This window comes from Kitasatospora sp. NPDC005748, from assembly GCF_040630735.1.
In the GTDB taxonomy this organism is placed as follows: domain Bacteria; phylum Actinomycetota; class Actinomycetes; order Streptomycetales; family Streptomycetaceae; genus Kitasatospora.
Genome location: NZ_JBEXYD010000029.1, coordinates 71,609 through 96,274, shown reverse-complemented (window position 1 = coordinate 96,274; position 24,666 = coordinate 71,609). Strand labels below are relative to the sequence as shown.

The window sequence follows — 24,666 nt, the reverse complement described above, 5'->3', positions numbered from 1 at the left end:
TCGACGGGCAGCACATCCGCACCCTGCTGCTCACCCTGCTGTTCCGCTTCATGCGGCCGCTGGTCGAGTCCGGCTACGTCTACCTCGCGATGCCCCCGCTGTACAAGATCAAGTGGAGCAAGGACGACTTCGACTACGTGTACTCCGACCGCGAGCGCGACGCCACCATCGCGGCGGGCGTCGCGGCCGGTCGCCGGCTGCCCAAGGACGACGCGATCCAGCGCTTCAAGGGTCTCGGCGAGATGAACGCCGAGGAACTGCGGGTGACCACCATGGACCAGGCCCACCGCCTGCTCCAGCAGATCACCCTGGAGGACGCGGCCCGCGCCGACGACCTCTTCTCCGTCCTGATGGGCGAGGACGTCGAGGCCCGCCGCTCCTTCATCCAGCGCAACGCCAAGGACGTCCGCTTCCTGGACGTGTGACGGGGCCCGCCCCTGCCAGCACAGTCCAGTCACGCGTGAAAGGAAACTGACCACCAGTGGTCGACGACAACCGTCCCGACGGCGAGCAGCCGGACGCCAGCACCGCCACCGACACCTTCGTGTCCCGGGTCGAGCCGATCGAGCTCGAGACCGAGATGCAGCGCTCGTACCTCGACTACGCGATGAGCGTGATCGTCAGCCGTGCGCTGCCCGAGGTCCGCGACGGCCTCAAGCCGGTGCACCGGCGCGTGCTCTACGCCATGTACGACGGCGGGTACCGCCCCGAGAAGGGCTACTACAAGTGCGCCCGCGTCGTCGGCGACGTCATGGGCAACTACCACCCGCACGGTGACACCTCGATCTACGACACCGTGGTCCGCCTGGCCCAGCCGTGGTCGCTGCGGATGCCGCTGGTGGACGGCAACGGCAACTTCGGCTCGCCGGGCAACGACCCGGCCGCGGCCATGCGCTACACCGAGTGCAAGCTGATGCCGCTGGCCATGGAGATGATGCGCGACATCGACGAGGAGACCGTCGACTTCGCCGCCAACTACGACGGCCGCTCGCAGGAGCCCACCGTCCTGCCCGCGCGCATCCCCAACCTGCTGGTCAACGGTGCCACCGGCATCGCGGTCGGCATGGCCACCAACATCCCGCCGCACAACCTGCGCGAGGTCGCCTCCGGCGCGCTCTGGGCGCTGGAGCACCCGGAGGCCTCCAACGAGGAGCTGCTGGAGGCCCTGATCGAGCGGATCAAGGGCCCGGACTTCCCGACCGGCGCGCTGATCGTCGGCCGCCGCGGGATCGAGGAGGCGTACCGCACCGGGCGCGGCTCGATCACCATGCGCGCGGTGGTCGAGGTGGAGGAGATCCAGGGCCGCCAGTGCCTGGTGATCACCGAGCTGCCCTACCAGGTCAACCCGGACAACCTCGCGCTGAAGATCGCCGACCTGGTCAAGGACGGCAAGGTCGCCGGCATCGCCGACGTCCGCGACGAGTCCTCCTCGCGCACCGGCCAGCGCCTGGTCATCGTGCTCAAGCGGGACGCCGTCGCCAAGGTCGTGCTGAACAACCTCTACAAGCACACCGACCTGCAGACCAACTTCGGCGCCAACATGCTGGCGCTGGTCGACGGCGTGCCGCGCACGCTCTCGCTCGACGCCTTCATCCGGCACTGGGTCAACCACCAGGTCGACGTCATCGTCCGGCGCACCACCTTCCGGCTGCGCAAGGCCGAGGAGCGGGCGCACATCCTGCGCGCCCTGCTGCGCGCCCTGGACATGATCGACGAGGTCATCGCGCTGATCCGGGCCTCGGCCAGCGCCGACGCCGCCCGCAGCGGCCTGATGGAGCTGCTCGCCATCGACGAGCTCCAGGCCAACGCGATCCTGGAGATGCAGCTGCGCCGCCTGGCCGCCCTGGAGCGCCAGCGGATCATGGACGAGCACGACGAGCTGCAGCGCAAGATCGACGAGTACAACGCGATCCTGGCCTCCCCGGGCCGTCAGCGCGAGATCATCTCCGAGGAGCTGACCGCGATCGTCGAGAAGTACGGCGACGAGCGGCGCTCCACCCTCATCCCCTCCGACGGCGACCTCTCCATCGAGGACCTCATCGCCGAGGAGGACATCGTCGTCACGATCACCCGTGGCGGCTACGTCAAGCGGACCCGCTCCGACCTCTACCGCTCGCAGAAGCGCGGCGGCAAGGGCGTGCGCGGTGCGCAGCTCAAGCAGGACGACATCGTCGACCACTTCTTCGTGACGACGACCCACAACTGGATCCTGTTCTTCACCAACAAGGGCCGGGTCTACCGGGCCAAGGGCTACGAGCTGCCGGACGCCGGCCGGGACGCCCGCGGCCAGCACGTGGCCAACCTGCTGGCCTTCCAGCCGGAGGAGCACATCACCCAGGTGATGGCGGTGCGCACCTACGAGGACAAGCCGTACCTCGTGCTCGCCACCCGGGCCGGTCTGGTGAAGAAGTCCGCGCTCAAGGACTACGACTCGCCCCGCTCCGGCGGCCTGATCGCGATCAACCTGCGCCAGGACGAGGAGGGCCGGGACGACGAGCTGATCGGCGCCGAGCTGGTCTCCGCCGAGGACGACCTGCTGCTGGTCTCCCGCAAGGCCCAGTCGATCCGCTTCACCGCGACCGACGACGCGCTGCGGCCCACCGGCCGCGCCACCTCCGGCGTCAAGGGCATGTCCTTCCGCGAGGACGACGAACTGCTGTCGATGAACGTGGTCCGGCCGGGGACGTACGTCTTCACCGCCACCGACGGTGGCTACGCCAAGCGCACCGGGGTGGACGAGTACCGTGTCCAGGGGCGCGGCGGTTTCGGCACCAAGGCGGCGAAGATCGTCGAGGGCCGCGGATCGCTGGTCGGCGCCCTGGTGGTGGACGACAGCGACGAGATCATGGCGATCACCCTGTCGGGCGGGGTGATCCGCACGAGGGTTTCCGAGGTTCGTGAAACCGGACGTGACACCATGGGCGTCCAACTGATCAACCTCGGAAAGCGCGACGCGGTGGTGGGCATGGCCCGCAACGCGGAGGCCGAGGGCGAGGAGCTGTTGGAGGACGAGGCGTCCGACGCCGAGTCCACCGAGGTGGCCGAGGGTACGGAGACGGTGGCGGGCGGCGAGGAAGCCCAGGCCTGACCCCTACCGCGCAGGCTGGTGCCGTTGCGTCCGAACACGGGCGCGGCGGCGCCGGCCGCCGACCAGTTCCGGGCAATCCCGCCGGGTGCTGGATGACGAGTGACGACGCAGGGCGGCGCCGCCGCCCTGGTGGGAAGTGCGGGAGGACCAGTGAGTGGAGCCACGGGTGCTGCGGGAGGAGCCACCGGCGGCCGTCCGGGCGCAGCACAGGGCGGCGGGGGCTACGGGGTGCCGCAGCCGCCGGCCGAGCACCCCGCCGCGTCCACCTCGCTGATGCCACCGGTCGGTGCGGCGGGTCAGGGCGGGGCGACGTACGGCGGGCAGCCGACCCCTCCGCCGCCGGGAGCGCCGGCGCCGGGCGGTAGCGGGTTCTCGCAGCCGACCACGTACGCCAAGGGGCAGCCGACACCGCCCCGGGGCACCCGGGTGGGCGGCAACACCCCGCCCGGCGGGACGCCCGTCCCGGGCGGCGCCCCGCGCCGGCCCGGCGCGGCGCCGGCCGTCGGGGGCGCCGGCCTCGGCCGGACCCGCAAGGCCCGGCTGCGGATCACCAAGGCCGACCCGTGGTCGGTGATGAAGGTGAGCTTCCTGCTGTCGCTGGCGGTCGGGATCATCATCATCGTGGCGGCGGCCGTCCTGTGGATGACGCTGGACTCGCTCGGGGTGTTCGACTCGCTCGGCAAGACCCTCAAGGAGGTCACCGCCGGCGAGGCGCCCAACAGCGGCATCAACCTGATGGACTACGTCGGGTTCGGCAAGGTGATGACCTTCACCTCGCTGATCGCGGTGGTCGACGTCGTGCTGCTGACCGCGCTCTCCACGCTCTCGGCGTTCATCTACAACGCGGCCGCCGGCTTCACCGGTGGCATCGAGCTGACCCTGGCCGAGGAGGACTGACCCCGGCCGCGCCGGACCGGGTCTGACCCCCGGTCACATCGTCGTCCGCGGACGGAATGTGCGGGCCCCGACGGCTGTTGCAGCCTTCGGGGCCCGTCGGCATTTCGGGTGACAGCCGGTCCCCGCGGCGTGCCGCCCCGTCGGGCGTCCGCCGCGGTGGGATTAGCTGGGCGCGCTCGTGCCGAGTCACCGAGTGCCGCAGGCCCGCCCCCCGGTCCGACCGGCCGGGGCGGGTACGGCTGTGCAGGTACGGCTGGACGGAGGCGCGCGATGGCTCAGCTCGCAAGGCAACTGGTCGAGGCCCTGGAAGGGCTGCTGGGGGTCCCGGTACCGCTGCGGGTGCAGGTGTGGGACGGCAGTGCCGCCGGGCCGCCGGGGGCGCCCACGGTGGTGCTGCGCAACCGGCGGGCGCTGCGCCGGCTGCTCTGGCAGCCGGGTGAGCTGGGCCTGGCCCGGGCCTACGTGTCGGGGGACCTGGAGCTCGCCCCGGGCGCCGACCTCTACGAGGTGCTGACGGTCGTCGCGCACCTCGCCGAGCGCCCCGAGATCCGGCAGCTGGCGCTGGGCCCCGGCGACGTGGTCGGCCCCCGGGGCCGCCGGGTGCTGGGGGCGCTGCTCCGGGCGGGTGCGCTCGGCCCGCAGCCCGCCCCGCCGCCGGAGGAGGCCGGGTCCGTCCGGGGCCGGGTGCACAGCCGCAGCCGGGACCGCGCGGCGATCAGCCACCACTACGACGTCGGCAACGACTTCTACGGGCTCGTCCTGGGCTCCTCGATGGTGTACTCCTGCGCCTACTGGGAGCCGGCCGCCAAGAGCCTGGAGGCCGCCCAGGAGGCCAAGCTCGACCTGATCTGCCGCAAGCTCGGCCTGCGGCCGGGGATGCGCCTGCTGGACGTCGGCTGCGGCTGGGGCTCACTGGTGCTGCACGCCGCGCGGCACTACGGCGTCACCGCGGTCGGCGTCTCCATCTCCGAGGAGCAGGTCGCGCTCGCCCGCCGGCGGGTCGAGGAGGCCGGCCTGGCCGACCGGATCGAGATCCGGCTGCAGGACTACCGGGAGATCCCGGACGGCCCGTTCGACGCCATCTCCAGCGTCGGCATGGCCGAGCACGTCGGCTCCGAGCAGTACCGGGTCTACGCCGACAACCTGTACGGCCTGCTGGTGCCCGGTGGCCGGCTGCTCAACCACCAGATCGCCCGCCGCCCGGACCACCCGGGCGAGCCGCACCGCCCCAGCCCGTTCATCGACCGCTATGTCTTCCCGGACGGCGAGCTCTCCCCGGTCGGTTCCACCGTGGCCCGGCTGGAGGAGGCCGGCTTCGAGGTCCGCGACGTGGAGTCGCTGCGCGAGCACTACGGGCTGACGCTGCGCGAGTGGGTGGCCAACCTGGAGGCGCACTGGACGGAGGCGGTCCGCCTGGTCGGCCGCGGCCGGGCCCGGGTCTGGCGGCTGTACATGGCGGCCTCGGCGCTCGCCTTCGAGGAGAACCGGATCGGGATCAACCAGATCCTCGCCGTGCGCACCGGTCCCGAGGGGGCGGCCCACCTCCCGGCCACCCGTGAGGAGTGGCTGCTCCGCCGCCCCACCGCTTCCCACCAGCGGACTGCCGCCGGGGCCGGTGCCGATCAGGATTTGGGAGATCGGCCGTCGGTCCGCTAATCTTTCAGTGCGGCAAGGGCCTATAGCTCAGACGGTTAGAGCGCTTCCCTGATAAGGAAGAGGCCACAGGTTCAAGTCCTGTTAGGCCCACCACCGCGAAGGGCCCGGAGCGATCTCGCTCCGGGCCCTTCGGCGTTTTCGTGCCCGGACCGGGGAACCACGGGCCCGTCCCGGGGGTTGTCCGGGGGAGGGCGGGTGGAGGGATGGTGGCGGTATGGCGCTGTTCTGGGCGATGAGCATTCCCGGACTGGTCTGCGCGCTGGTCGTGCTCGCCTTCGTCGATCAACTGGCGCTGCGGGCGCGCCGGGCCCGCTGGATCCCCTGGCGGGGGACGGGCCGTGAGGGGCAGATCTCGTCGACCGGCTTCGAGCAGCTGCACGCCCAGTTCGCGGCGGGCAAGCAGCACGAGCTGGACGAGCGGCGCAGCACGCTGATGCTGCGCGACGAGGAGGGGGAGGGGGCTCCGCCGCGGACCAGGGTGGACCTCGCCTCCGGTACCGCCGTGGTGGTCACGCCGCCCCGCCGGTGACCGGTCCGGGTCGGTCCGGAGGGCGTCCTGGGGCCGCTCACCGGCAGGCCGACCGTACGACAGGAGGTGTGGCGTCAATCCTCCGGCCGGACGGGTCGGTTGGCGGCAGCGGTGGCTGGTCACGATTGGGACACCGGTGTGTATCATCGGCCGCAAGGGCAGTCTGGCACCCGGCAGCCCGTTCGTGCTCGTAAGAACCCATGGACTCGTCGGCCCGGCCAATCCGGTCGGCGCACGGCTGTTGAGTCCGATACGCAAGAAGGACGAGGTCCCGCGGTGAAGAAGCTTCTCCTGGTCGCCCTGGTCGCCCTCGGCGGCTTCTTTGTCTACCGTCAGGTCCAGGCGGACCGCGCCGAGCAGGACCTGTGGACCGAGGCCACCGACCCGGTCCCGGCCGGTCGCTGAGGGCCCGGACGATCTGACGATCGACGATCTTCGGAGACGCCGCAGCGCGTCTCCCCGGTCGGTCGGTCCGGTCGGACGACCGGGCCGACCGGCTCTTCCGGCACCGGCCGGGCACCAGTGCGGGGACGGGGCGTGGGATTCGCGCCGGGACCCGGTACGCTAGTGCCCGGCGGTACACGCGGTGCCGTCGAGGGGCTTTAGCTCAGTTGGTAGAGCGCTGCCTTTGCAAGGCAGATGTCAGGAGTTCGAGTCTCCTAAGCTCCACAGACGAACGCCGATCGGCCGCTGACCTGAATCCGGGTCAGCGGCCGATCGGCGTTCTGCGGGGGTGCGGGCCGGTCAGTGCGGCTTGCGCGGGTCGTGCGGCTTGGGCCGGTCCTCGTCGTGGTCGGGCCCGTCGGGGGTGGACGAGCCGGGTTCGGCGGCGCCGGACCCGGTCGGGACGTCCGGCGCGGCCGCGGTCTCGGCCGTGGAGCCGTTCACCGGGCTGGTGGTGGCCGCGTCCACGGTGCCGTCCGCGGTGCCGGCGCTCGTGGCGTGCGAGCCGCCGGGGCGCGGGGCGGCCGCGGCCTCGGCCGGGCCGGGCGCCGGGGTGGGAGCCCCGGTCGTGGGCTCGACGAGCCACTCCGGGTCGCCCTGGTGCCGCCACCACTGCCAGACCAGGATGCCGCTGCCGATGGCGACGGCGCCCGCCACGGCGAGGCCGGTGGCCCAGCCGTTGCGGTGCTCCTTCCTGGCGTTGCGGGCGGCCAGGTCGCTGATCTCGGCCGAGGTGACGTGGCCCTGCAGCGCGGTCAGCGCGGCGGCGCCGCGGGTCTGCGCCTCCAGCGCGACGGGCGTGACGGTGGCGCGGGCCTCCTCGACCGCGTGGGCGACCTTGGGGACCACGGTGGAGCGGGCCTGGTCGGCGGCGCGCATCGCGGAGAGCCGGGCCGCCAGGGCGGTCTCCTGAGCCCGGTGGAGGGCCTTGAGGGTGTTCTTCTGGGCTTCCGGGGGAAGGCTGGCGAAGGCATGCTCGAACTGCGGGGCGATGTGCTTGGCGTACTGGACACGGGCGCTGTGCGCCGCCTGGGAGGCCTTCGGCCCGACGGCGTCCACAGCGGGCCCCAGCCGCTGCTTCGCGCCGTCCGCGAGGTGCGCCGCGGTTTCCTTGGCGGTGGCGGCGTAGGGCGCGAGAGTTTCCCGGGTCTTGCCGGCCGTCTCACGTGCTGAGTCCAAACGGGTCACGAGTCTCTCCTCCTGGTGGCGTCCTATATGCACTTATCCACCTCAATGCTGATCATGCATGTTGATTTGTCTGAGAGCACTCCGGAGTGGGCCGTACGCGGGGTGCGGCGGGTCGCCCGGCCCGGCGTCCGGGGACCGGATCCGGCCGGTGGAGATCGCTCGGCGCCGACCCGCCGCAGTACGCTGACGATCCCGGTGCCACCCGTACGGCGGGTGCCGGCGGGACCGCGCCGCCGACGTACGAGAAGGGGTTACCGCTGATGCTCCCGGACGAGTCCAGGCCGCCGACGGACGAGGACCCGCGGCCGGGCGGCAGGTCCGGGGCGTCCCGCTGCTACCGGCACCCGGAGCAGGAGACCGGTATCGGCTGCTCCCGGTGCGGCCGGCCGATCTGCCCGAAATGCATGGTGAACGCCTCGGTGGGCTTCCACTGTCCGGAGTGCGTCACCGGGGACAACCGGCAGGTGCGGCAGGCGACCACGCGGTTCGGCGGCAAGCCGGCCGCCGACGGCGCGCTGGTCACCAAGGTCCTGCTCGGACTCAACCTGGCGGTCTTCCTGCTGGCCGCCTACGTCCTGGAGCCGTGGCTGGCCGAGGACCTCTCGCTGTTCAGCGTCGGCCCGCAGATCACCGGCTTCCCGTACGGCGTGGCGGCCGGGCCGGACCAGTGGTACCGGCTGCTGACCGCGACCTTCTTGCACGTCGCGCCGTGGCACATCGCCACCAACATGGTGATGCTCTGGGTGATCGGTCCCTCGCTGGAGGCGGCGCTCGGCCGGATCCGCTTCCTGGCCGTCTACCTGCTGTCCGGCCTGGCCGGCAGTGCGTTCGCCTTCCTGCTGGCCGGCGGCTTCATGAACTCGCTGGGGGCGTCCGGCGCCATCTTCGGCCTGCTCGGCGCGACCGTGGTGATGTACAAGCAGACCAGGACGCCGCTGGGACCGGTGATCGCGCTGCTGGTCTTCAACCTGATCGTCACCTTCTCGGTGTCCGGCATCGACTGGCGGGCGCACATCGGCGGGCTGGTCGCCGGCACGCTGACCGCGATCGGGCTGATGTACGCCCCGCGGGAGCGCCGGACGGTCGTCCAGACACTGACGGTGGCGGGGGTGGCCGGGCTGGTGCTGCTGATGGTCCTCGTCGGGACGGCCCGCTACGGCGGGTGACCGTCCCGGACGTTTGTCCACAGCGCGTGGGGGGTTGTGCACAGCCGGTGCGCCAGCCGGGCTGTGGACTGTTGTTCTACGCGTGTCCCGCTGTGCGTATTCGGCATTCGGGGGAGCGCGCGCACGGGTGTGGACAGCGCGCCGGACGCGAGTTATCCACAGGCCGGGGAGACTTTTCCCCAGTGTGGATAACCATGTGGATAAGCGCGATAAGCGGGATAACCGCCGTCCGGTGTCCGGACACACCGCAGCGCCGCCCCGCACGACGCTGCCGGGGCGGCGGAGCGGACGCTCAGGGCCTGGGCCCCGGCGTCACTTCCACTGGGTGGAGACGCCGAATCCCGCCGCGATGAAGCCGAAGCCCACCAGGATGTTCCAGTTGGCCCAGCTCTCGACCGGCCAGGTGCCACTGGTCACGTAATAGGTGACGATCCAGACCAGACCGACCAGGAACAGTGCCAGCATCAGAGGGGCTACCCAGCTTCGGCCCGAGCTGATTTTCACCGTTGCCACCGTCGGCGGGGTGTAATCGGACTTCTTGCGGAGTCGAGACTTCGGCACGAGGAGCTCTCCTGTCGATGCGCTGTGAGACCGCGCAGGGGTTCAGCGGGTGGGGCGGCTGTGGGTGGCGGCTGTGGAGAACGTTAGGGGAACCGGTCCCGCACATGCCACCGGCGTCCGTTAGCGTAGTGGCTCGGCGGGTCTGAAGGAGATAAGGGTACGGTGCCTAATTTGTCGATTCCTCCTCGGCCTGCCCGCTCTCGCGCCGCCGGCATCCGAATTGTCGGCCGTGCCCTGACCTGCGCCGTCTTCGCGCTCGCCGGCCTGCTCTTCTACATCAGCGCGCAGACCGCCCGCGGGACCGATCTGCGGACCGACAATTCGCTGTTGAGCCTCGGCGACGTGATACGCCAGCGCAGCTCGCAGAACCAGCAGTCCCAGGAGCAGCTCGCCGACCTCCAGGCGCGTTCCCAGGCGCTCACCGGCCAGCAGGGGCGCAGCCCCGCGGACGCCGCCCGGCTGACCGCCCTCCAGCAGGCCGCCGCCCTGGAACCGCTGCAGGGGCCCGGACTGACCGTCACCCTCAACGACGCGCCGCCGAACGCCACCGCGCGCATCCCCGGGGTGCCCGAGCCCGGCGTCAACGACCTCGTCATCCACCAGCAGGACATCCAGGCGGTGGTCAACGCGCTCTGGCGGGGCGGCGCCGAGGGCGTCCAGGTGATGGACCAGCGGCTGATCGCCACCAGCGCGGTCCGCTGCGTGGGCAACACCCTGCTGCTCCAGGGCCGGGTCTACTCCCCGCCGTACGTGGTCAAGGCGGTGGGGCGCACGGACGCGCTGCGGTCCGCGGTGGACGCCGACCCGACGATCCGCAACTACCTGCAGTACGTGCAGGCGTACGGGCTGGGCTGGAAGGTGCAGGAGAGCGGCGAACTCAGCGTGCCCGGCTACTCCGGCACGGTCGACCTGGGTTCGGCCGGGGGGCAGTGACGGCCGGCCGGTGACCACCGGTCCGGGCGCCGCTCCGGACCGCCGCCGCGACCCGCCGGGCGGGCCGCCGGAGCACAACGGGCGGGCGCTGCCGGGGAAGGGCGCCTCACGCGCCCGGATCACGGGTCTACTCTTGACCCCAGTCTGTTGCGTCGAGGGAGCACCATGTACGGCTGGATCTGGCGACACCTTCCGGGGCACCCCCTGGTCCGGGCCCTCATCTCGCTGCTCCTCGTCCTGGGGGTGGTCTACCTCCTGTTCACCTACGTCTTCCCGTGGGCGGAACCGCTGCTCCCCTTCGGCGACGTCACAGTGGACGGCGACGGCGGCGCCGCCGGCTGAGCCCGGCGGCCCTGCTCCTCCTCCCAGTCCCCGCAGCCCACGGAGATAGCGCGCGAATGACCCCCCAGCTGACCTCGCCCCGCATCCTGGTCGTCGACAACTACGACAGCTTCGTCTTCAACCTGGTCCAGTACCTCTACCAGCTCGGCGCCACCTGCGAGGTGGTGCGCAACGACGAGGTGACGGTCGAGCACGCGGTGCGCCGCGCGGGCGCGGAGGGCTTCGACGGGGTGCTGCTCTCCCCCGGCCCCGGTGCGCCCGAGGAGGCCGGGGTCTGCGTCGAGATGGTCCACCACTGCGCGCGGACCGGGCTGCCGGTCTTCGGTGTCTGCCTGGGCCTGCAGTCGATCGCGGTCGCGTACGGCGCGGTGGTCGGCCGGGCGCCCGAGCTGCTGCACGGCAAGACCTCGCTGGTGGAGCACGAGGACGGCGGCGTCTTCGAGGGACTGCCCTCGCCGCTCACCGCGACCCGCTACCACTCGCTGGCGGTCGAGCCGGCCACCGTGCCGGACGAGCTGGTGGTGACCGCCCGGACCGAGAGCGGCGTGATCATGGGGCTGCGCCACCGCGAGCTGCTGGTCGAAGGCGTCCAGTTCCACCCGGAGTCGGTCCTCACCGAGGGCGGGCACCGGATGCTCGCCAACTGGCTGGCCGAGTGCGGCGATCCGCAGGCCGTCGGCCGTTCGGCCGGGCTCGCCCCGGTGATCGGCCGGGGCTGAGCGGCATGACCGCGGTGCGTCCGGAGGGGCGATACCAGGCGGGCGCGGATCCGCACGGGGCCGGGGCGCCCGGCCCGGGCGGCCGGCACCGGCAGCCGACCCCGCAGTACGGCGGCCGGGGCCAGCACCCGCCGGAGAGCCAGTACCAGCAGTACGACCCCTACGGTGCGCAGCCGCTCGGACCGGGCGACCCGGAGCACGGTGGTGCCGAGGACGGCTGGAGCGTCTACGAGCAGGCCGGACAGGCCGCTCCGGGCGACCCGGCCCACCCGGGGCAGCCCGAGTACCCCTGGCTGGCCGACCAGACCCTCCAGCTGCGGCTCCCGGCCCTCGCCGCCGACGGCACTCCCCCGCCGCTCGGCGGCCGGGCCGAACGCCGTCGTGCCGCGCAGGGCCGGATCTCGGTGCGCTCGGGCGGCGGGCGCCGCCGGGCGGCCGACGGCGCGGCCACGGGCCGGGCGCGGCCCAAGGAGTCGCCCGCCGTCGTGGTCGCCCGCCTCGTCGGCGAGCTGTGCATCACGCTCGGCCTGGTGATGCTGCTCTTCGTCTCCTACCAGCTCTGGTGGACCAACGTGCAGGCCGACGCGGCCGCCGACGGTGCCCGCAACCAGCTGGAGCAGCAGTTCGACGCGGCCCAGCCGGCACCCGGCGCGGCCGGGCAGCCCGCGCCGGACCCGGCGAAGCCGGAGACCTTCGAGCCCGGCAAGGGCTTCGCGATCATTCACCTGCCGAAGCTGGGTCTCAAGTTCCCGATCGCCGAGGGCACGTCCAAGTCGGCGGTGCTCGACAAGGGCCTGGTCGGGCACTACGCCGGGACGGGCATGCCGGCCGACAAGGCGGGCAACTTCGCGCTGGCCGCGCACCGCAACACCCACGGCGAGCCGTTCCGGCACATCAACCAGCTCGGCAAGGGCGACAAGATCGTGGTGGAGACCGCCACCGCGTACTACACGTACGAGATCACCGGCGGCATCCCGGAGACCCCGCCGTCCAACGTGAGCGTGATCAAGCCGGTGCCCAACGGCTCCGGGTACACCCAGGCGGGCCGCTACATCACCCTGACCACCTGCACACCGGAGTTCAGTTCCAAGGCCCGTCTGATCCTCTTTGGCAAGATGATCGAGGAGCGGCCGCGGAGCCAGGGCAAGCCGCCCGGCCTCACGGTCGGCTAGGGCCTGCCGGACAAACCCCGGCGGGCCGCGGCGGACGGCCGCCGCACCGGATGGACAGCACGCGAAGGGGAGTACGAGTGACCCAGGACGAGACGGCGCAGGCAGGCCCGCCGCCCGCGCCCGCCCGTCGGCGACGGGGCCGGGCGCTGGCCGCGCTCGGCGTCCTCGGCGAACTGCTGATCACCCTGGGGCTGGTGCTCGGTCTCTTCGTCTCCTACTCGCTCTGGTGGACCAACGTGGAGGCCGACGCCGCCGCCGCGCAGGCGGGCGACCGGCTGCGCGGCGCCTGGGCGGCGGGGCCGACCAACGCCCCCCCGGCCGCCCCCGGCGCCCCGAGCCCCACCGCCGCGCCCGGCACCGGCACCGGCCCGGCCCCCGTGGCGGGCGACGGGATCGGCTTCCTGCACGTGCCCGCGATGGGCCGGGGCTACCAGGTGCTGATCCGGATGGGCACCGACGCCGACACCCTCGCCGAGGGCGTCGCCGGGGTGTACGAGCAGCCCTACCGGGCCGCGATGCCCTGGGACGCCACCGGGAACTTCGCGCTGGCCGCCCACCGGGACGGCCACGGGGCGAAGTTCCACGACCTCGACGCCGTCCACCGGGGCGCCGCGATCGTCGTCGAGACCAGGGACAAGTGGTACGTCTACCGGGTCGACAGCACCCTGGCGGAGACCTCCAAGTACGACACCGGCATCGTCGCCCCCGTCCCCAAGGGCTCGGGCTACCAGGCGCCCGGACGGTACATCACCCTGACGACCTGTACGCCGGTCTACACCTCGCGCTACCGGATGGCCGTCTGGGGCAGCCTGGTGCGGGTGGACGACATGGACGCCGCGCGCACCCCGCCGACCGAGCTGAGGTCCTGACCCGGGCACGGCCCAGCTACCGGGCCGGACCGGAAAGCCCGAGGGCCCGTCGCAGCACCTGCGACGGGCCCTCGGGCGTTCCCGGCGTCAGAGCCAGGGGAACCAGGGGTTAGGGGTTGCCCCCTTTGGTGTTGGAGGGTGACGGGTTGGCGGGGTCGCCCCCTTTGGTCGGCTCGGGCGGCTTCACCATCAGGGTGACCGACTGCCCCGGGTCCAGCTGGGTCCCGGCGCCCGGCATCGAGTTGGTGACCGTGCCGTTCGGGTCCTGCGAGCCGAGCAGGGTGTAGCCCAGGCCCTGCTTCTGCAGCTGCGCGATGGCGTCCTTGACCGGGACGTTCTGCAGCGGCGGGACGGTGGCCTTGTCCGGCGCCTTGAAGATCGTCAGGGTGATCTTCGAGTTGGCCGCGGCCTTGGTGTTCGGCTGGAGCGACTGCGACGCGACGGTGTTGACCTTGGTCGGGTCGTTGGTCGGCGTCGTCTTCGAGGCATCGACCTGGAAGCCCGCGCCCTCCAGGGCGGCCTGCGCGGCCTCCTTCTGCTGACCGACCACACCGGGGACGGAGACCTTGGCCTTGCCCTGCGAGACGGTGAGCTTGATCTGCGCGGTCGGGTCGCCGGCCGCGTTGGCCGCCGGGTCCTGGGCGATGACCGTCTCCGTCGGAGCGGTGTCGTCGTCCTTGTACTCGGGCTGCGCGATGTTGGTGAAGCCGGCGTCGTTGAGCGCCTTGACCGCCTGGTCCTTCGTCAGGCCGACCACCTTGGGCACGGTCGCCTTGGCCGGACCGGAGGAGAGCTGCACCGTGATCGTGGCGGCCTCCGCGACCTGGCCGCCGGCCGCCGGGGTCTGGGTGCAGACCTGGTCCTTCTTCACGTTGGTGTCCGGGCAGGCCACCTTCTCACCCTCGGTCACCACCAGCTTGGGGCCGCTCTGCGCGGCGAGGGTCTTGGCCTCGGCCAGCGTCTTGCCCACCAGGCTCGGCGCGACGACCTTGACGGACTCCTTCTTGTCGCCGCCCTTGTTGCCGAACATCGCCTGGGCGACGAAGAAGGTGCCGACCAGGACCAGCACGGCGGCGACCGCCAGCACGATCCAGGAGGTGTTGCTCTTCTTCGGCGGCTGCTCGCCGCGTCGGCCCCCGCCGCGGCCGTAGCCGTCGTCGTAGCCGTCGTTCCCGCCGCCGCCCGGGGCACCGGCGTAGGTCTGCCCGTAGCCGTCGTCCTGGTAGCCGGGCTGCTGGCCGTAGCCGGCCTGCGGGAGCATCGTGGTCGGCCCGCCGCCGGGCTGCTGGGGCAGCACGTTGGTCTGGCCGTACGGGTCGTGCTGCTGCGGGTAGCCGTTCTGGTCGTAGCCGTACCCGGCCGCGCCGCCCATCCCGTAGGCGGCGGCCTGCTGGGCGGCGGCCACCGGGAGGCCGTCGAGGAAGCGCTCGATGTCGTCGCGCATCTCGTCGGCGCTCTGGTACCGGTAGTCGCGGTCCTTGGCGAGCGCCTTCAGCACGATCGCGTCGATCTCGGGGCGCACCTCGGGATCGAACACCGACGGCGGCTGCGCCTCCTCCCGGACGTGCTGGTAGGCCACCGCGACCGGCGAGTCGCCGACGAACGGCGGCCGCACGGTCAGCAGCTCGTACAGCAGGCAGCCGGTGGAGTAGAGGTCCGAGCGGGCGTCGACCTGCTCGCCCTTGGCCTGCTCGGGGGAGAGGTACTGGGCGGTCCCGATGACGGCGGAGGTCTGCGTCATGGTCATCCCGGCGTCGCCCATGGCCCGGGCGATGCCGAAGTCCATGACCTTGACGTTGCCCTGCCGCGTCAGCATCACGTTGGCGGGCTTGATGTCGCGGTGCACGATGCCGGCCCGGTGCGAGTACTCCAGGGCCTGGAGGATGCCGATGGTCATCTCCAGCGAGCGCTCCGGCAGCAGCCGGCGGCCGGAGTGCAGCAGCTCCCGCAGCGTGGACCCCTCGACGTACTCCATCACGATGTACGGGATGGAGATGCCGTCGATGTAGTCCTCGCCGGTGTCGTACACGGCGACGATCGCGGGGTGGTTCAGTGATGCCGCGGACTGCGCCTCACGGCGGAAGCGGGCCTGGAAGGACGGATCACGGGCCATGTCGGCCCGGAGCGTCTTCACAGCGACGGAACGGCCGAGCCGGGTGTCATGGGCGAGGTACACCTCGGCCATGCCGCCGCGTCCGAGGACGCCGCCGAGCTCGTACCTGCCGCCTAGGCGACGAGGCTCTTCCATAGTTCCGACCCTCTCCCTCACCCGCCGGTGAGGTTGTGACGTAGGTGTCCCCGCACGCTCCGAGTGACGCCGGCGCGGGCCCGGGTGGTTCTGCGATCAGGACCCTTCGACGCTTCGCGGGCGGCAACGGGCACACCCGCTGCTGCGGATACGCTACCGGTCGCACCGCGCCGGACCGGAGTCGGCCGTGGGCCGATACCAGACCGGTATCCGTTCGGCGGGGCCGATCGTGACATTCGACGCACCCGTGACGGCCGCTCCCTACTTGCCGAGGGCGGCCTGCATCACCGCCTTGGCGATGGGTGCGGCGAGCCGGCCGCCGCTGATCCCGTCACGGTTGTTGGAGCCGTCCTCGACCACCACCGCGACCGCGACGGACTGGCCGTCGGGGGTCTTGGCGTAGGAGGTGAACCAGGCGAACGGCAGCCCGGCGTTGTCCTCGCCGTGCTGCGCGGTGCCGGTCTTGCCGCCGACCGTCAGGCCCGGGATCCTGGCGTTCTTGCCGGTGCCGTTGTCGACCACCGAGACCATCAGGTTCTGGAGCTTCTGCGCGGTCTCCGGGCTCATCGCCTGGGAGTACTGCTTCTCGGTGTGCTTGGAGATGGTGGTCAGCGAGGCCGAGCGCTCCTGGTCGACCAGGTACGGCTGCATCAGCGAGCCGTTGTTGGCGATCGCGGCCGAGACCATGGCCATCTGGAGCGGGGTGGCCCGGGTGTCGTGCTGGCCGATGGAGTCCAGTGCCACGCCGTCCGGGGTGGAGTTGGTCGGGAAGACGCTCTTCTCGGACCGGACCGGGGTGTCCACGGTGCTGTTGAAGCCGAACTTCTCGGCCTGCGCCCGCATCTTCTCCTTGCCGAGCTCGGTGCCGATCTTGCCGTAGACGGTGTTGCAGGACCAGTCCATGGCGACCTTGACCGTGGCGTTCTCGCAGGGCTCGTCGTCGCTCTCGTTCCTCAGCTCGGTCTTGGTGCCCGGCAGGATGTACGGCTTCGGCGTCTGGGTCTGGTCGTCGACGCTCTGGAACACGCCGTTCTCGAACGCCGCCGCCGCGGTGACCAGCTTGAACGTCGAACCGGGCGGGTACGTCTCGCGCAGCGCGCGGTTGAGCATCGGCTTGTTCGGGTCCGCGTTGAGGTCCACCCAGGCCTTGGAGTCGCCGGACTCGCTGCCCGCGAAGGCGCCCGGGTCGTAGGACGGGGTGGAGACCAGCGCCAGGATCGCGCCGGTGCGCGGGTCGAGCGCGACCACCGCGCCCTTCTTGTTGCCGAGGCCGTCGAAGGCGGCCTTCTGGGCCTTGGAGTTGATCGTCGTGACGACGTCCCCGCCCTTCTTCGGCTCCCCGGTCAGCATGTCCAGGGTGTTCCGGAAGAACAGCCGGTCGTCGCTGCCGGAGAGGATGCCGTCCTCCAGCTGCTCCAGCTGGCTGGCGCCGAAGGACTGCGAGGAGTACCCGGTCACCGGCGCGTACATCGCGCCGTCGACCCAGGAGCGCTTGTACTTGTAGCGCAGGCCGTTGACGAAGTCGGACTGGGTGACCGGCTTGCCGTCGACGATGATGTTGCCCCGCGGGTGGGCGTACCGGTCGTACACCTGCCGCTTGTTGTTCTTGTTGGTGGCCCAGGCCTCGGCCTGGACGCCCTGCACCCAGTTGGTGCGCACCATCAGGGCCAGGATCAGGACCAGGCAGAAGATCGAGACCCGGCGGATCGGCTTGTTCACGAGGCTGCTCCCCCCTGGAGCTCGGTGGCCGGGGCCGGTTCCACCCCGGGGCGGCGGGCGCTGTCGCTGATCTTCAGCAGGATCGCGATCAGGGCCCAGTTGGCGACCACCGAGGACCCGCCCTGGGCGAGGAACGGCATGGTCATACCGGTCAGCGGGATCAGGCCGGTGACGCCGCCGGCGACCACGAAGACCTGGAGCGCCATGGCCGAGGAGAGGCCGACGGCGAACAGCTTGCCGAACGGGTCCCGGGCCGCGATGGCGGTGCGCAGACCGCGCTGCACCAGCAGGGCGTAGAGCATGAAGATCGCCATGATGCCGGTGAGCCCGAGTTCCTCGCCGAACGAGCCGAGGATGAAGTCGCTCTTGGCGGCGAAGTCGATCAGCCAGGAGCGGCCCTGGCCGAGGCCCGAGCCGGTCACCCCGCCGGAGCCCAGCGCCATCAGCGACTGGCCGATCTGTTCCGTCGAGCCCTGGGGCGGTTTGGGCGTGAAGGCGGCCATCGGGTCGAGCCAGGCGTCGATCCGGGTCTTCACGTGGCTGGCGGTGGAGGCGACCGCGACGGCGCCGCCGACGGACATCAGCAGGCCGAAGACGATCCAGCTGGTGCGCTCGGTGGCGACGTACAGCATCACCACGAAGAGGCCGAAGTACAGGAAGGACGAGCCCAGGTCGTTCTCGAAGATCAGGATCAGCAGGCTGAGCAGCCAGATCACGATGATCGGGCCGAGGTCGCGGCCGCGCGGCAGGTAGAGGCCCATGAAGCGGCGGCTGGCCAGGGCCAGGGCGTCCCGCTTGACCATCAGGTAGCCGGCGAAGAACACGGTCAGGATGATCTTGGCGAACTCACCGGGCTGGATCGAGAAGGCGCCCATCCGGATCCAGATCTTGGCGCCGAAGTCCTCCTTGCGGGCCGGGAAGAAGGCCGGCGCCGCGAGCAGCACCAGGGCCGCCGCCATCGAGATGTAGGTGTAGCGCTGGAGGACCCGGTGGTCCTTCAGGAAGATCATCACGAAGATGAAGAACGCCACCCCGAGGCCCGACCACATCAGCTGGTTGGCCGCCGCGGGGTAGTTGTTGTGCAGCAGCTTCCCGGCCTTGTCGAGCCGCCAGATCATCACCACGCCGAGCCCGTTGAGCAGGGTGGCGATCGGCAGCATCAGTGGGTCCGCGTAGGGCGCGAAGCGGCGCATCAGCAGGTGCGCGACCAGTGCCAGCGCCCCCATGCCGAGGCCGTAGCCGAGCATGCCGGCCGGTAGCGAGTCGTCCATCGCGAGGCCCACGTTGGCGTACGCGAGGACCGGCAGCAGCACCGCGAACGCCAGCATGGCCAGCTCGGTGTTGCGTCGGTTGGGCGCGCCCTGCGGGGAGATGGTGGTGTTGCCCCGGCGCCGGGAGGAGGCGCGGTCGGCCGGTACGCCGCCGGTCCGGCGGTCGCCGGAGCGGTTGTCGGCGCCGTTGCTGAGGTCGAAGGTGCTCACGTGGTGACCGCTCCCTGACGGCCGGCAGGCCCGCTCGGGGCGGGCCTATGTCGGGTCGCGGCCGTCACGGCTTCGGGCAGGAGTCGGCCTTCTGCCGCTCCTCGTCCGTCAGACCGGGCAGGTCGCCCTGCGACCCGGTGGCCGGGGCGGCGGCGCTCTGGCTCGGGGCGGCCGTGGTCGGGGTGGGGGTCGGGGTGGCCGAGGCCGTGGGGGTGGCCGGAGCCGCCCGGCCGGGCACGGAGGGCGACGGCACGGGCGCGGTGGCCGTCCGGAACCCGATGTGCGCCACGGCGGGCGTGGTGCCCGGCTGACCGGCCGGCGCGGTGCCCGGCAGCGCCGGGTTGGCCGCGGCGGCCGCCCGGGCGTCGGAGACCTTGTGGCAGAACGTCGCCTGCTCGCCCAGCTTCTTCACCTTGTCGTCGGCGTCGCCGAGGCTGCTGGCCGAGATGGTGTTGGTGACGTGGGTGCGCTGGTCCTGCGGCAGGTACTTGAGCTCGATGTCCTTGTACGTGGTGTGCACCGAGGACAGGCTCAGCCCGGCGAGGCTCTGGTTGACGCCCTGGTAGACCGCGACGTGGTCGCCGTCGACGCCGACGTAGTACTGGTCCTGGGTCCACTGGTAGCCGAAGAAGCCGACGCCGCCCAGCACGCCCAGGGCGACCAGGGCCGCCAGCGAGAGCTTGAGCGCCTTGCCCTTGCGCTTCGGCAGCGCCTCGTCGTCGAAGTCCTCGGTGCCGTACACCGGGGGCTCGCCGGCCGCGTAGCCCTCGTAGCCCTCGGCCGGGCCGAAGCCGGCCGGGGCGGCGCCGTAGCCGCCGTCGTAGCCCTCGGCGGGGCCGAAGGCGCCCTGCGGGGAGCGGCCGAGACCGGCCGCCCGGCCGGCCGGGGTGTCCCGGATCGACTGGTCGGCGACGGTCGAGGACGGCGGGGTCTCGGCGACCGCGCCGACGACCACCGGGACGTCGTTGAACTGACCGCTCAGGGTGTCCGTGGCACCGACGTCGAGGACGTCCGCCACGATGCAGGTGATGTTGTCCGGACCGCCGCCGCGCAGGGCGAGCTGGATCAGCTCCTGCACGGTCTGCTCGGGGGAGTAGAAGCTCCCGAGGGTGTCCTGGAGGGTCTGGTGGCTGACCGGGCCGGAGAGGCCGTCGGAGCAGATCAGGTAGCGGTCGCCGGCCCGGACCTCGCGGATCGACAGGTCGGGCTCGACCTGGCCGCGGCCGTCCAGCGCCCGCATCAGCAGCGAGCGCTGCGGGTGGGTCTCGGCCTCCTCGGGCGTGATCCGGCCCTCGTCGACCAGGCGCTGCACCCAGGTGTGGTCCTGGGTGATCTGCACCAGCGCGCCGTCACGCAGCAGGTAGGCGCGGGAGTCGCCGACGTGCACCAGACCCATCCGCTGGCCCGTCCAGAGCATCGCGGTGAGGGTGCAGCCCATGCCTTCCAGCTGCGGGTCCTCCTCGACCATCTGCCGGAGGCGGTCGTTGGCGCCCTGGACGGCGTCACCGAGCAGGGTCAGCAGGTCGGCGCCGGGCACGTCCTCGTCCAGCCGGACGATCGAGCCGAGCACCTCGGAGGAAGCGACCTCGCCGGCCGCGGCCCCGCCCATGCCGTCGGCCACGGCGAGCAGCCGCGGCCCGGCATAGCCGGAGTCCTCGTTCCCCTCCCGGATCAGCCCCTTGTGGGAGCCGGCGGCGAAGCGCAGCACCAGGGTCATGCGACCTGAGCCCCCCTCTGGGTCATGGACGGGATGCTGTCCCTCATGCGCTACTACTTCCGCAGTTCGATGACGGTCCTGCCGATACGGATCGGCATGCCCGGCTGGAGCGGGGTCGGCGCGGTCAGGCGCTGCCGGTCCAGATAGGTGCCGTTGGTGGAGCCTAGATCCTCGACCGTCCACTGCCCAGTCTGATCCGGATAGATCCTGGCATGCCGGGAGGACGCGTAGTCGTCGTCCAGCACGATGGTGGAGTCGTGCGCGCGGCCCAGCGTGATGGTCTGGCCCTGCAGCGCCACGGTCGTACCGGCCAGCGAGCCCTGCACCACGACCAGCTGGGTCGGGGCGCCGCGGCGCCGGCCGCCGCCTCCGCCCTGGGTCTGGGCGGCCTGGGCGGGCTGGCCCTGCGGGGCCCGCCCGGGCGCGGCCGCGGCGGGGGCCGCCGTGGCGGCGGTCGCGGTCGCGGCACCGCCCCGGCGGGAGGAACGCGGGTTCACCTTCGTGCCGAAGAGGTCACTGCGGATCACCTGGACCGCGACGATGACGAAGAGCCACAGCACGGCGAGGAAACCCAGCCGCATGACCGTCAGGGTCAGTTCTGACATGGCCGGCCCGCCCGTGAGTGAGCGAAGCGAGCGAACAAATCGGACACTACCCTTCGACCTGTCGGTAGACGATGGTGGTGGAACCCACGACGATTCGCGAGCCGTCGCGGAGCGTAGCGCGCTGGGTGTGCTGTCCGTCCACCACGATGCCGTTGGTGGACCCGAGGTCGAGCACCATCGAGGGCGTGCCGGGCCGGATCTCGGCGTGCTTGCGGGAGACCCCGGGGTCGTCGATCCGCACGTCGGCCTCGGTGGAGCGGCCGAGCACGCAGGCGTTCCCGGTGATCTGGTGGCGGGAGCCGTTGACCTCGATCCAGCGCCGGACGGCGGTGCCGTGGCCGGCACCGGGGAACGGGCGGACGTTCCCGCCCGCGGGCGGGCCGGCGGGCATGGCGGGGGGCGCGGCCGGCGGCGGGGGCGCGCTGTAGGGAGCGGCGCCCTGCTGCTGCCACGGTGCGCCGGGGGCCGGGGCGGCCGGCGGCCGGCCGTAACCGCCCCCCTGGGTGGGGTGCGCCGGGGCCTGCTGCTGCGGCTGCTCCTCGGCGGCCAGCGTGCGGCTGCGCACCCGGTAGAGCCCGGTGTCCAGGTCGTCGGCCTTCTCCAGGTTCACCTGGAGCGGGCCCATGAAGGAGTACCGCTGGGCCTCGGCGTACTCGCGGACCATCCCGGCCAGCTCGGTGCCCAGCTGACCGGAGTAGGGGCTGAGCCGCTCGAAGTCGTGCGGGCTGAGCTCGACGATGAAGTCGTTGGGCACGACGGTCCGGTCGCGGTTCCAGATGCTCGCGTTGTTGTCGCACTCGCGCTGCAGCGCACCGGCGATCTCGACGGGCTGGACCTCGGATTTGAACACCTTGGCGAAGGTGCCGTTGACGAGACCCTCAAGTCGCTGCTCGAACTTCTTCAGCACTCCCATTGGGGCACCCCCTTCCAGGGTTCGTTCGCCTGCCCGCGACCGGATCCCGGGGAGCCGGTCGCGCCTACTTGCGGTACTTCCGTACTGATCGTATCCACGCCGGGGCCATCCATACGGTTCCCGGACCGCGTGGTGACCGGGGGTGGGCTCGGACACACAGGGTGACGCATGGCGGCGGCAGCATGCCAGGGCTACCCGTCGAAACGTGCCCTCATCCCTCGCTCGGCTGTTCGTCCGGGCATCCGTTCGGATGCGCTCGGCCGTCCCGGGAAACGGATTCGGAGGCGGCCCGCAGGTCGTGCTACTGTTTTCCACGTCGGAAGGGGCGCCCGCAAGGGAGCCGGACCGAAGAGCCGCGAAGACCACATGGTACCGAGCGGATCGGCTGGTCGGCTGGCAACCACGACAAACACCCATGCGCGGGTGGCGGAATAGGCAGACGCGCTGGATTCAGGTTCCAGTGCCCGAAAGGGCGTGGGGGTTCAACTCCCCCCTCGCGCACAGCGAAGCCCCGCAGATCTTCGGATCTGCGGGGCTTTCTCGTGTTCGGGGCGTGCCCGGGGCCGCGGAGCCGGCGCGGGCGGGTTCACTCCCGGCCGGCGGGCAGGTCGGCCCGTACCGCGAAGCCGCCGTCGGGGGTGGTGCCGGCGGTGAGCGTGCCGCCGAGCAGCTGGGCCCGCTCCCGCAGCCCGACCAGGCCGTGGCCGCCGCCCGGCAGGGTCTCGGCCGGGCGGACCGGCGGGGCGTCGTTGCGGACCTCGACCCGGAGCCGGCGGCCCGCCGCCCGCACGTAGACGTGGACGGTGGCCTGCGGGGCGTACTTGGTGATGTTGGTGAGCGCCTCCTGGACCGTCCGGTAGGCGGCCCGCTCCACCGCCTCGGGCCAGGGGTGGTCCCCCGGGGACAGCTCGGCCACGGCCGCCAGGCCGCTCTCCTCGATCAGCCGGGGGAGGTCGGCCAGCCGCGGCTGCGGGGCGAGCGGGGTGTCCGGGCGGGAGCCGGCGGCCCGCAGCACGCCGACCATCTGCCGCAGCTCCTCCAAGGTGCGCACGGAGAGTTCGCGGATCGTCCGGGCGGTGGCCGCGGCGGCCGGGTCCGCGGTGCTGACCTGCAGCGCGCCGGCCTGGATGCTGATCAGGCTGACCTGGTGCGAGACCACGTCGTGCATCTCCCGGGCGAGCCGGGCCCGCTCGCTGACCAGGACCCGCTCGGCGAGCAGCCGGTTCTCCCGGGCCCGGCCCCGGGTCAGTTCGTCCAGCCGGGCCGCCAGCTCCCGGCGGGTGCGCGAGAGCAGACCGGTGGCGGCCGGGCCGGCGGCCAGCATCACCGACTGGATGGCGTAGAGCGCGGTCTCCCGGCTCGGTTCGAGGGACTGCTCGGAGAGCGGCCAGTGGAAGAACTCCACCAGGGCGAAGAGGGTCGCGCAGGGGACCACCACCCGGGGCACCGGCCGCTCGGCGGCCACCGTGTACACGGCGGTGATCGGGGCGAGCCAGATGTCGGCGAGGTAGCTGCCCGGCATGGTGAGCAGCAGCACGGTGACCGGGAATCGCCGGCGCCAGGGCAGCACCGCGGCGGCGAGCAGCGAGAGCAGCACCTGCCACCAGGCCGAGCCGCGGGCCACCAGGGCGGCGTCCATCAGCGAGTAGAGGGCCGGCAGCAGCAGCATCAACCAGGGCGCGGTCAGCCAGGCCGGCAGGCGTCTGGCGGGGGGCAGCTCGCTCGTGGTCATGCCCCGTCGCCGGGTTTCGGCCGGACCAGGCCGGCCCGGTGGGCGACGACCGCCGCCTGCACCCGGTTGGCGGCGCCGAGCTTGCCGAGGATCGCGCTGATGTGGTCCTTCACCGTGCCGGTGCCCAGGAAGAGCCGGTCGGCGATCTCGGCGTTGGACAGCCCCTCGCCGAGCAGCGCCAGGACGTCGAGCTCGCGGCTGGTGAGGGTGCGGGCCAGCGAGGTGGCCTCGGCGTCCGGGCCGCCGCCGTCCACGTAGCCGCCGATCACGGTGCGGGTGACGGTCGGGGAGAGGATGCTGCCGCCGGCCGCGATCACCCGGACGGCGTGGACCAGCTGGTCCGGGGCGGTGTCCTTGAGCAGGAAGCCGGCCGCGCCGGCGCGCAGCGCGGTGCCGATGTACTCGTCGGTGTCGAAGGTGGTGAGCATCGCCACCGCCGGCGGGTCGGGCAGGGCGCGCAGCCGGCGCAGCACCGAGATGCCGTCGAGGTCGGGCATCCGGATGTCGAGCAGCACCACGTGCGGGCGCAGGCGCTGGACGAAGTCCTCGGCCCGGCCGCCGGAGCAGTCGCCGACCACCTCCAGGTCGGGGGCGGAGCCGACGATGAGGCCGAGGCCGGAGCGGACCAGGATCTCGTCGTCCACGATCAGCACGCGGGTGGTGGTGATGGTCCCTCCTCGGTTCGGG

21 protein-coding genes, 3 tRNA genes and 1 pseudogene are annotated in these 24,666 nt (G+C 72.1%); 15 read left to right on the top strand and 10 right to left on the bottom strand.

The genetic code is table 11. From position 1 onward, the window contains the following. From ABZ495_RS21540 to ABZ495_RS21505, 8 genes and pseudogenes are all read left to right on the top strand, one after another. Positions 1-425: pseudogene (locus tag ABZ495_RS21540) on the top strand (DNA topoisomerase IV subunit B); the annotation flags it as partial. Between the two features lie 119 nt (positions 426-544). Continuing rightward, on the top strand, positions 545-3,088 hold the full coding sequence (gene gyrA / locus ABZ495_RS21535; protein WP_329492178.1) for a DNA gyrase subunit A: 2,544 nt from the start codon (positions 545-547) through the stop codon (positions 3,086-3,088). Between the two features lie 150 nt (positions 3,089-3,238). Further along, positions 3,239-3,985: a DUF3566 domain-containing protein gene (locus tag ABZ495_RS21530; RefSeq protein WP_329488806.1), complete on the top strand. Its 747-nt coding sequence runs from the start codon at positions 3,239-3,241 to the stop codon at positions 3,983-3,985. Positions 3,986-4,255: 270 nt separating this feature from the next. Beyond that, a complete protein-coding gene (locus tag ABZ495_RS21525) occupies positions 4,256-5,641 on the top strand; it encodes a cyclopropane-fatty-acyl-phospholipid synthase family protein (RefSeq protein ID WP_359805911.1) in 1,386 nt (461 codons plus the stop codon). A gap of 16 nt (positions 5,642-5,657) precedes the next feature. Then, positions 5,658-5,734: transfer RNA gene (locus tag ABZ495_RS21520), tRNA-Ile, on the top strand. 121 nt (positions 5,735-5,855) lie between these two features. Continuing rightward, a complete protein-coding gene (locus tag ABZ495_RS21515) occupies positions 5,856-6,170 on the top strand; it encodes a DUF6191 domain-containing protein (protein ID WP_329488808.1) in 315 nt (104 codons plus the stop codon). Between the two features lie 276 nt (positions 6,171-6,446). Further along, positions 6,447-6,575 carry a DLW-39 family protein gene (locus ABZ495_RS21510; protein ID WP_014137031.1) on the top strand — a complete coding sequence of 43 codons (129 nt, stop codon included), beginning with the start codon at positions 6,447-6,449 and terminating at the stop codon, positions 6,573-6,575. A 191-nt stretch (positions 6,576-6,766) separates the two neighbouring features. Next, a tRNA-Ala gene (locus ABZ495_RS21505) sits at positions 6,767-6,839 on the top strand. Positions 6,840-6,914: 75 nt separating this feature from the next. Here ABZ495_RS21505 and ABZ495_RS21500 read toward each other — a convergent pair. After that, a complete protein-coding gene (locus ABZ495_RS21500; protein ID WP_359837470.1) occupies positions 6,915-7,802 on the bottom strand; it encodes a DUF5324 family protein in 888 nt (295 codons plus the stop codon). Positions 7,803-8,206: 404 nt separating this feature from the next. Between ABZ495_RS21500 and ABZ495_RS21495 the strand changes: the two genes are divergently transcribed. Beyond that, complete coding sequence (locus ABZ495_RS21495; protein WP_359837468.1) at positions 8,207-8,968, top strand: rhomboid family intramembrane serine protease; 762 nt, start codon at positions 8,207-8,209, stop codon at positions 8,966-8,968. 312 nt (positions 8,969-9,280) lie between these two features. Here the strand turns inward: ABZ495_RS21495 and crgA are convergent, their stop codons facing one another. Beyond that, complete coding sequence (gene crgA, locus ABZ495_RS21490) at positions 9,281-9,529, bottom strand: cell division protein CrgA (RefSeq protein ID WP_329488811.1); 249 nt, start codon at positions 9,527-9,529, stop codon at positions 9,281-9,283. A gap of 171 nt (positions 9,530-9,700) precedes the next feature. Here crgA and ABZ495_RS21485 point away from each other — a divergent pair, with 171 nt between their 5' ends. The 5 genes from ABZ495_RS21485 to ABZ495_RS21465 all read left to right on the top strand — a co-directional run bounded on the left by ABZ495_RS21485 (position 9,701) and on the right by ABZ495_RS21465 (position 13,564). Further along, on the top strand, positions 9,701-10,462 hold the full coding sequence (locus ABZ495_RS21485) for a DUF881 domain-containing protein (protein WP_329488813.1): 762 nt from the start codon (positions 9,701-9,703) through the stop codon (positions 10,460-10,462). A gap of 165 nt (positions 10,463-10,627) precedes the next feature. After that, complete coding sequence (locus ABZ495_RS21480) at positions 10,628-10,804, top strand: hypothetical protein (protein WP_329488814.1); 177 nt, start codon at positions 10,628-10,630, stop codon at positions 10,802-10,804. A 56-nt stretch (positions 10,805-10,860) separates the two neighbouring features. Continuing rightward, a complete protein-coding gene (locus ABZ495_RS21475; protein WP_359805904.1) occupies positions 10,861-11,523 on the top strand; it encodes an aminodeoxychorismate/anthranilate synthase component II in 663 nt (220 codons plus the stop codon). Between the two features lie 5 nt (positions 11,524-11,528). Then, the gene (locus tag ABZ495_RS21470) at positions 11,529-12,695 is read left to right on the top strand and encodes a class E sortase (protein WP_359837466.1); all 1,167 of its coding nucleotides are present in this window, start codon (positions 11,529-11,531) and stop codon (positions 12,693-12,695) included. A gap of 77 nt (positions 12,696-12,772) precedes the next feature. Then, positions 12,773-13,564 carry a class E sortase gene (locus ABZ495_RS21465; protein WP_329488817.1) on the top strand — a complete coding sequence of 264 codons (792 nt, stop codon included), beginning with the start codon at positions 12,773-12,775 and terminating at the stop codon, positions 13,562-13,564. 109 nt (positions 13,565-13,673) lie between these two features. On the opposite strand, the gene pknB is transcribed toward ABZ495_RS21465, so the two are convergent. From pknB to ABZ495_RS21435, 6 genes are all read right to left on the bottom strand, one after another. Continuing rightward, positions 13,674-15,812 carry a Stk1 family PASTA domain-containing Ser/Thr kinase gene (gene pknB / locus ABZ495_RS21460; RefSeq protein ID WP_359837463.1) on the bottom strand — a complete coding sequence of 713 codons (2,139 nt, stop codon included), beginning with the start codon at positions 15,810-15,812 and terminating at the stop codon, positions 13,674-13,676. A 261-nt stretch (positions 15,813-16,073) separates the two neighbouring features. Further along, positions 16,074-17,531 carry a penicillin-binding protein 2 gene (locus tag ABZ495_RS21455; RefSeq protein ID WP_359805893.1) on the bottom strand — a complete coding sequence of 486 codons (1,458 nt, stop codon included), beginning with the start codon at positions 17,529-17,531 and terminating at the stop codon, positions 16,074-16,076. After that, the gene (locus ABZ495_RS21450) at positions 17,528-18,904 is read right to left on the bottom strand and encodes an FtsW/RodA/SpoVE family cell cycle protein (protein ID WP_329492179.1); all 1,377 of its coding nucleotides are present in this window, start codon (positions 18,902-18,904) and stop codon (positions 17,528-17,530) included. Before ABZ495_RS21450 ends, ABZ495_RS21455 begins: the two co-directional genes overlap by 4 nt. A 172-nt stretch (positions 18,905-19,076) precedes the next feature. Then, a complete protein-coding gene (locus ABZ495_RS21445) occupies positions 19,077-20,729 on the bottom strand; it encodes a protein phosphatase 2C domain-containing protein (protein WP_359805891.1) in 1,653 nt (550 codons plus the stop codon). Positions 20,730-20,782: 53 nt separating this feature from the next. After that, a complete protein-coding gene (locus ABZ495_RS21440) occupies positions 20,783-21,334 on the bottom strand; it encodes an FHA domain-containing protein (RefSeq protein ID WP_359837461.1) in 552 nt (183 codons plus the stop codon). Between the two features lie 46 nt (positions 21,335-21,380). Then, on the bottom strand, positions 21,381-22,247 hold the full coding sequence (locus ABZ495_RS21435) for a DUF3662 and FHA domain-containing protein (RefSeq protein WP_329488822.1): 867 nt from the start codon (positions 22,245-22,247) through the stop codon (positions 21,381-21,383). A 417-nt stretch (positions 22,248-22,664) separates the two neighbouring features. Here ABZ495_RS21435 and ABZ495_RS21430 point away from each other — a divergent pair. Then, positions 22,665-22,748, top strand: a tRNA-Leu gene (locus ABZ495_RS21430). An 85-nt stretch (positions 22,749-22,833) separates the two neighbouring features. Here ABZ495_RS21430 and ABZ495_RS21425 read toward each other — a convergent pair. Together ABZ495_RS21425 and ABZ495_RS21420 are read right to left on the bottom strand one after the other, a co-directional pair. Beyond that, positions 22,834-23,979, bottom strand: a complete 1,146-nt coding sequence (locus ABZ495_RS21425) for a histidine kinase (RefSeq protein ID WP_352288610.1) — start codon at positions 23,977-23,979, stop codon at positions 22,834-22,836. After that, positions 23,976-24,647 carry a response regulator transcription factor gene (locus ABZ495_RS21420; RefSeq protein ID WP_329492180.1) on the bottom strand — a complete coding sequence of 224 codons (672 nt, stop codon included), beginning with the start codon at positions 24,645-24,647 and terminating at the stop codon, positions 23,976-23,978. Before ABZ495_RS21420 ends, ABZ495_RS21425 begins: the two co-directional genes overlap by 4 nt. Positions 24,648-24,666: the final 19 nt, after the last annotated feature.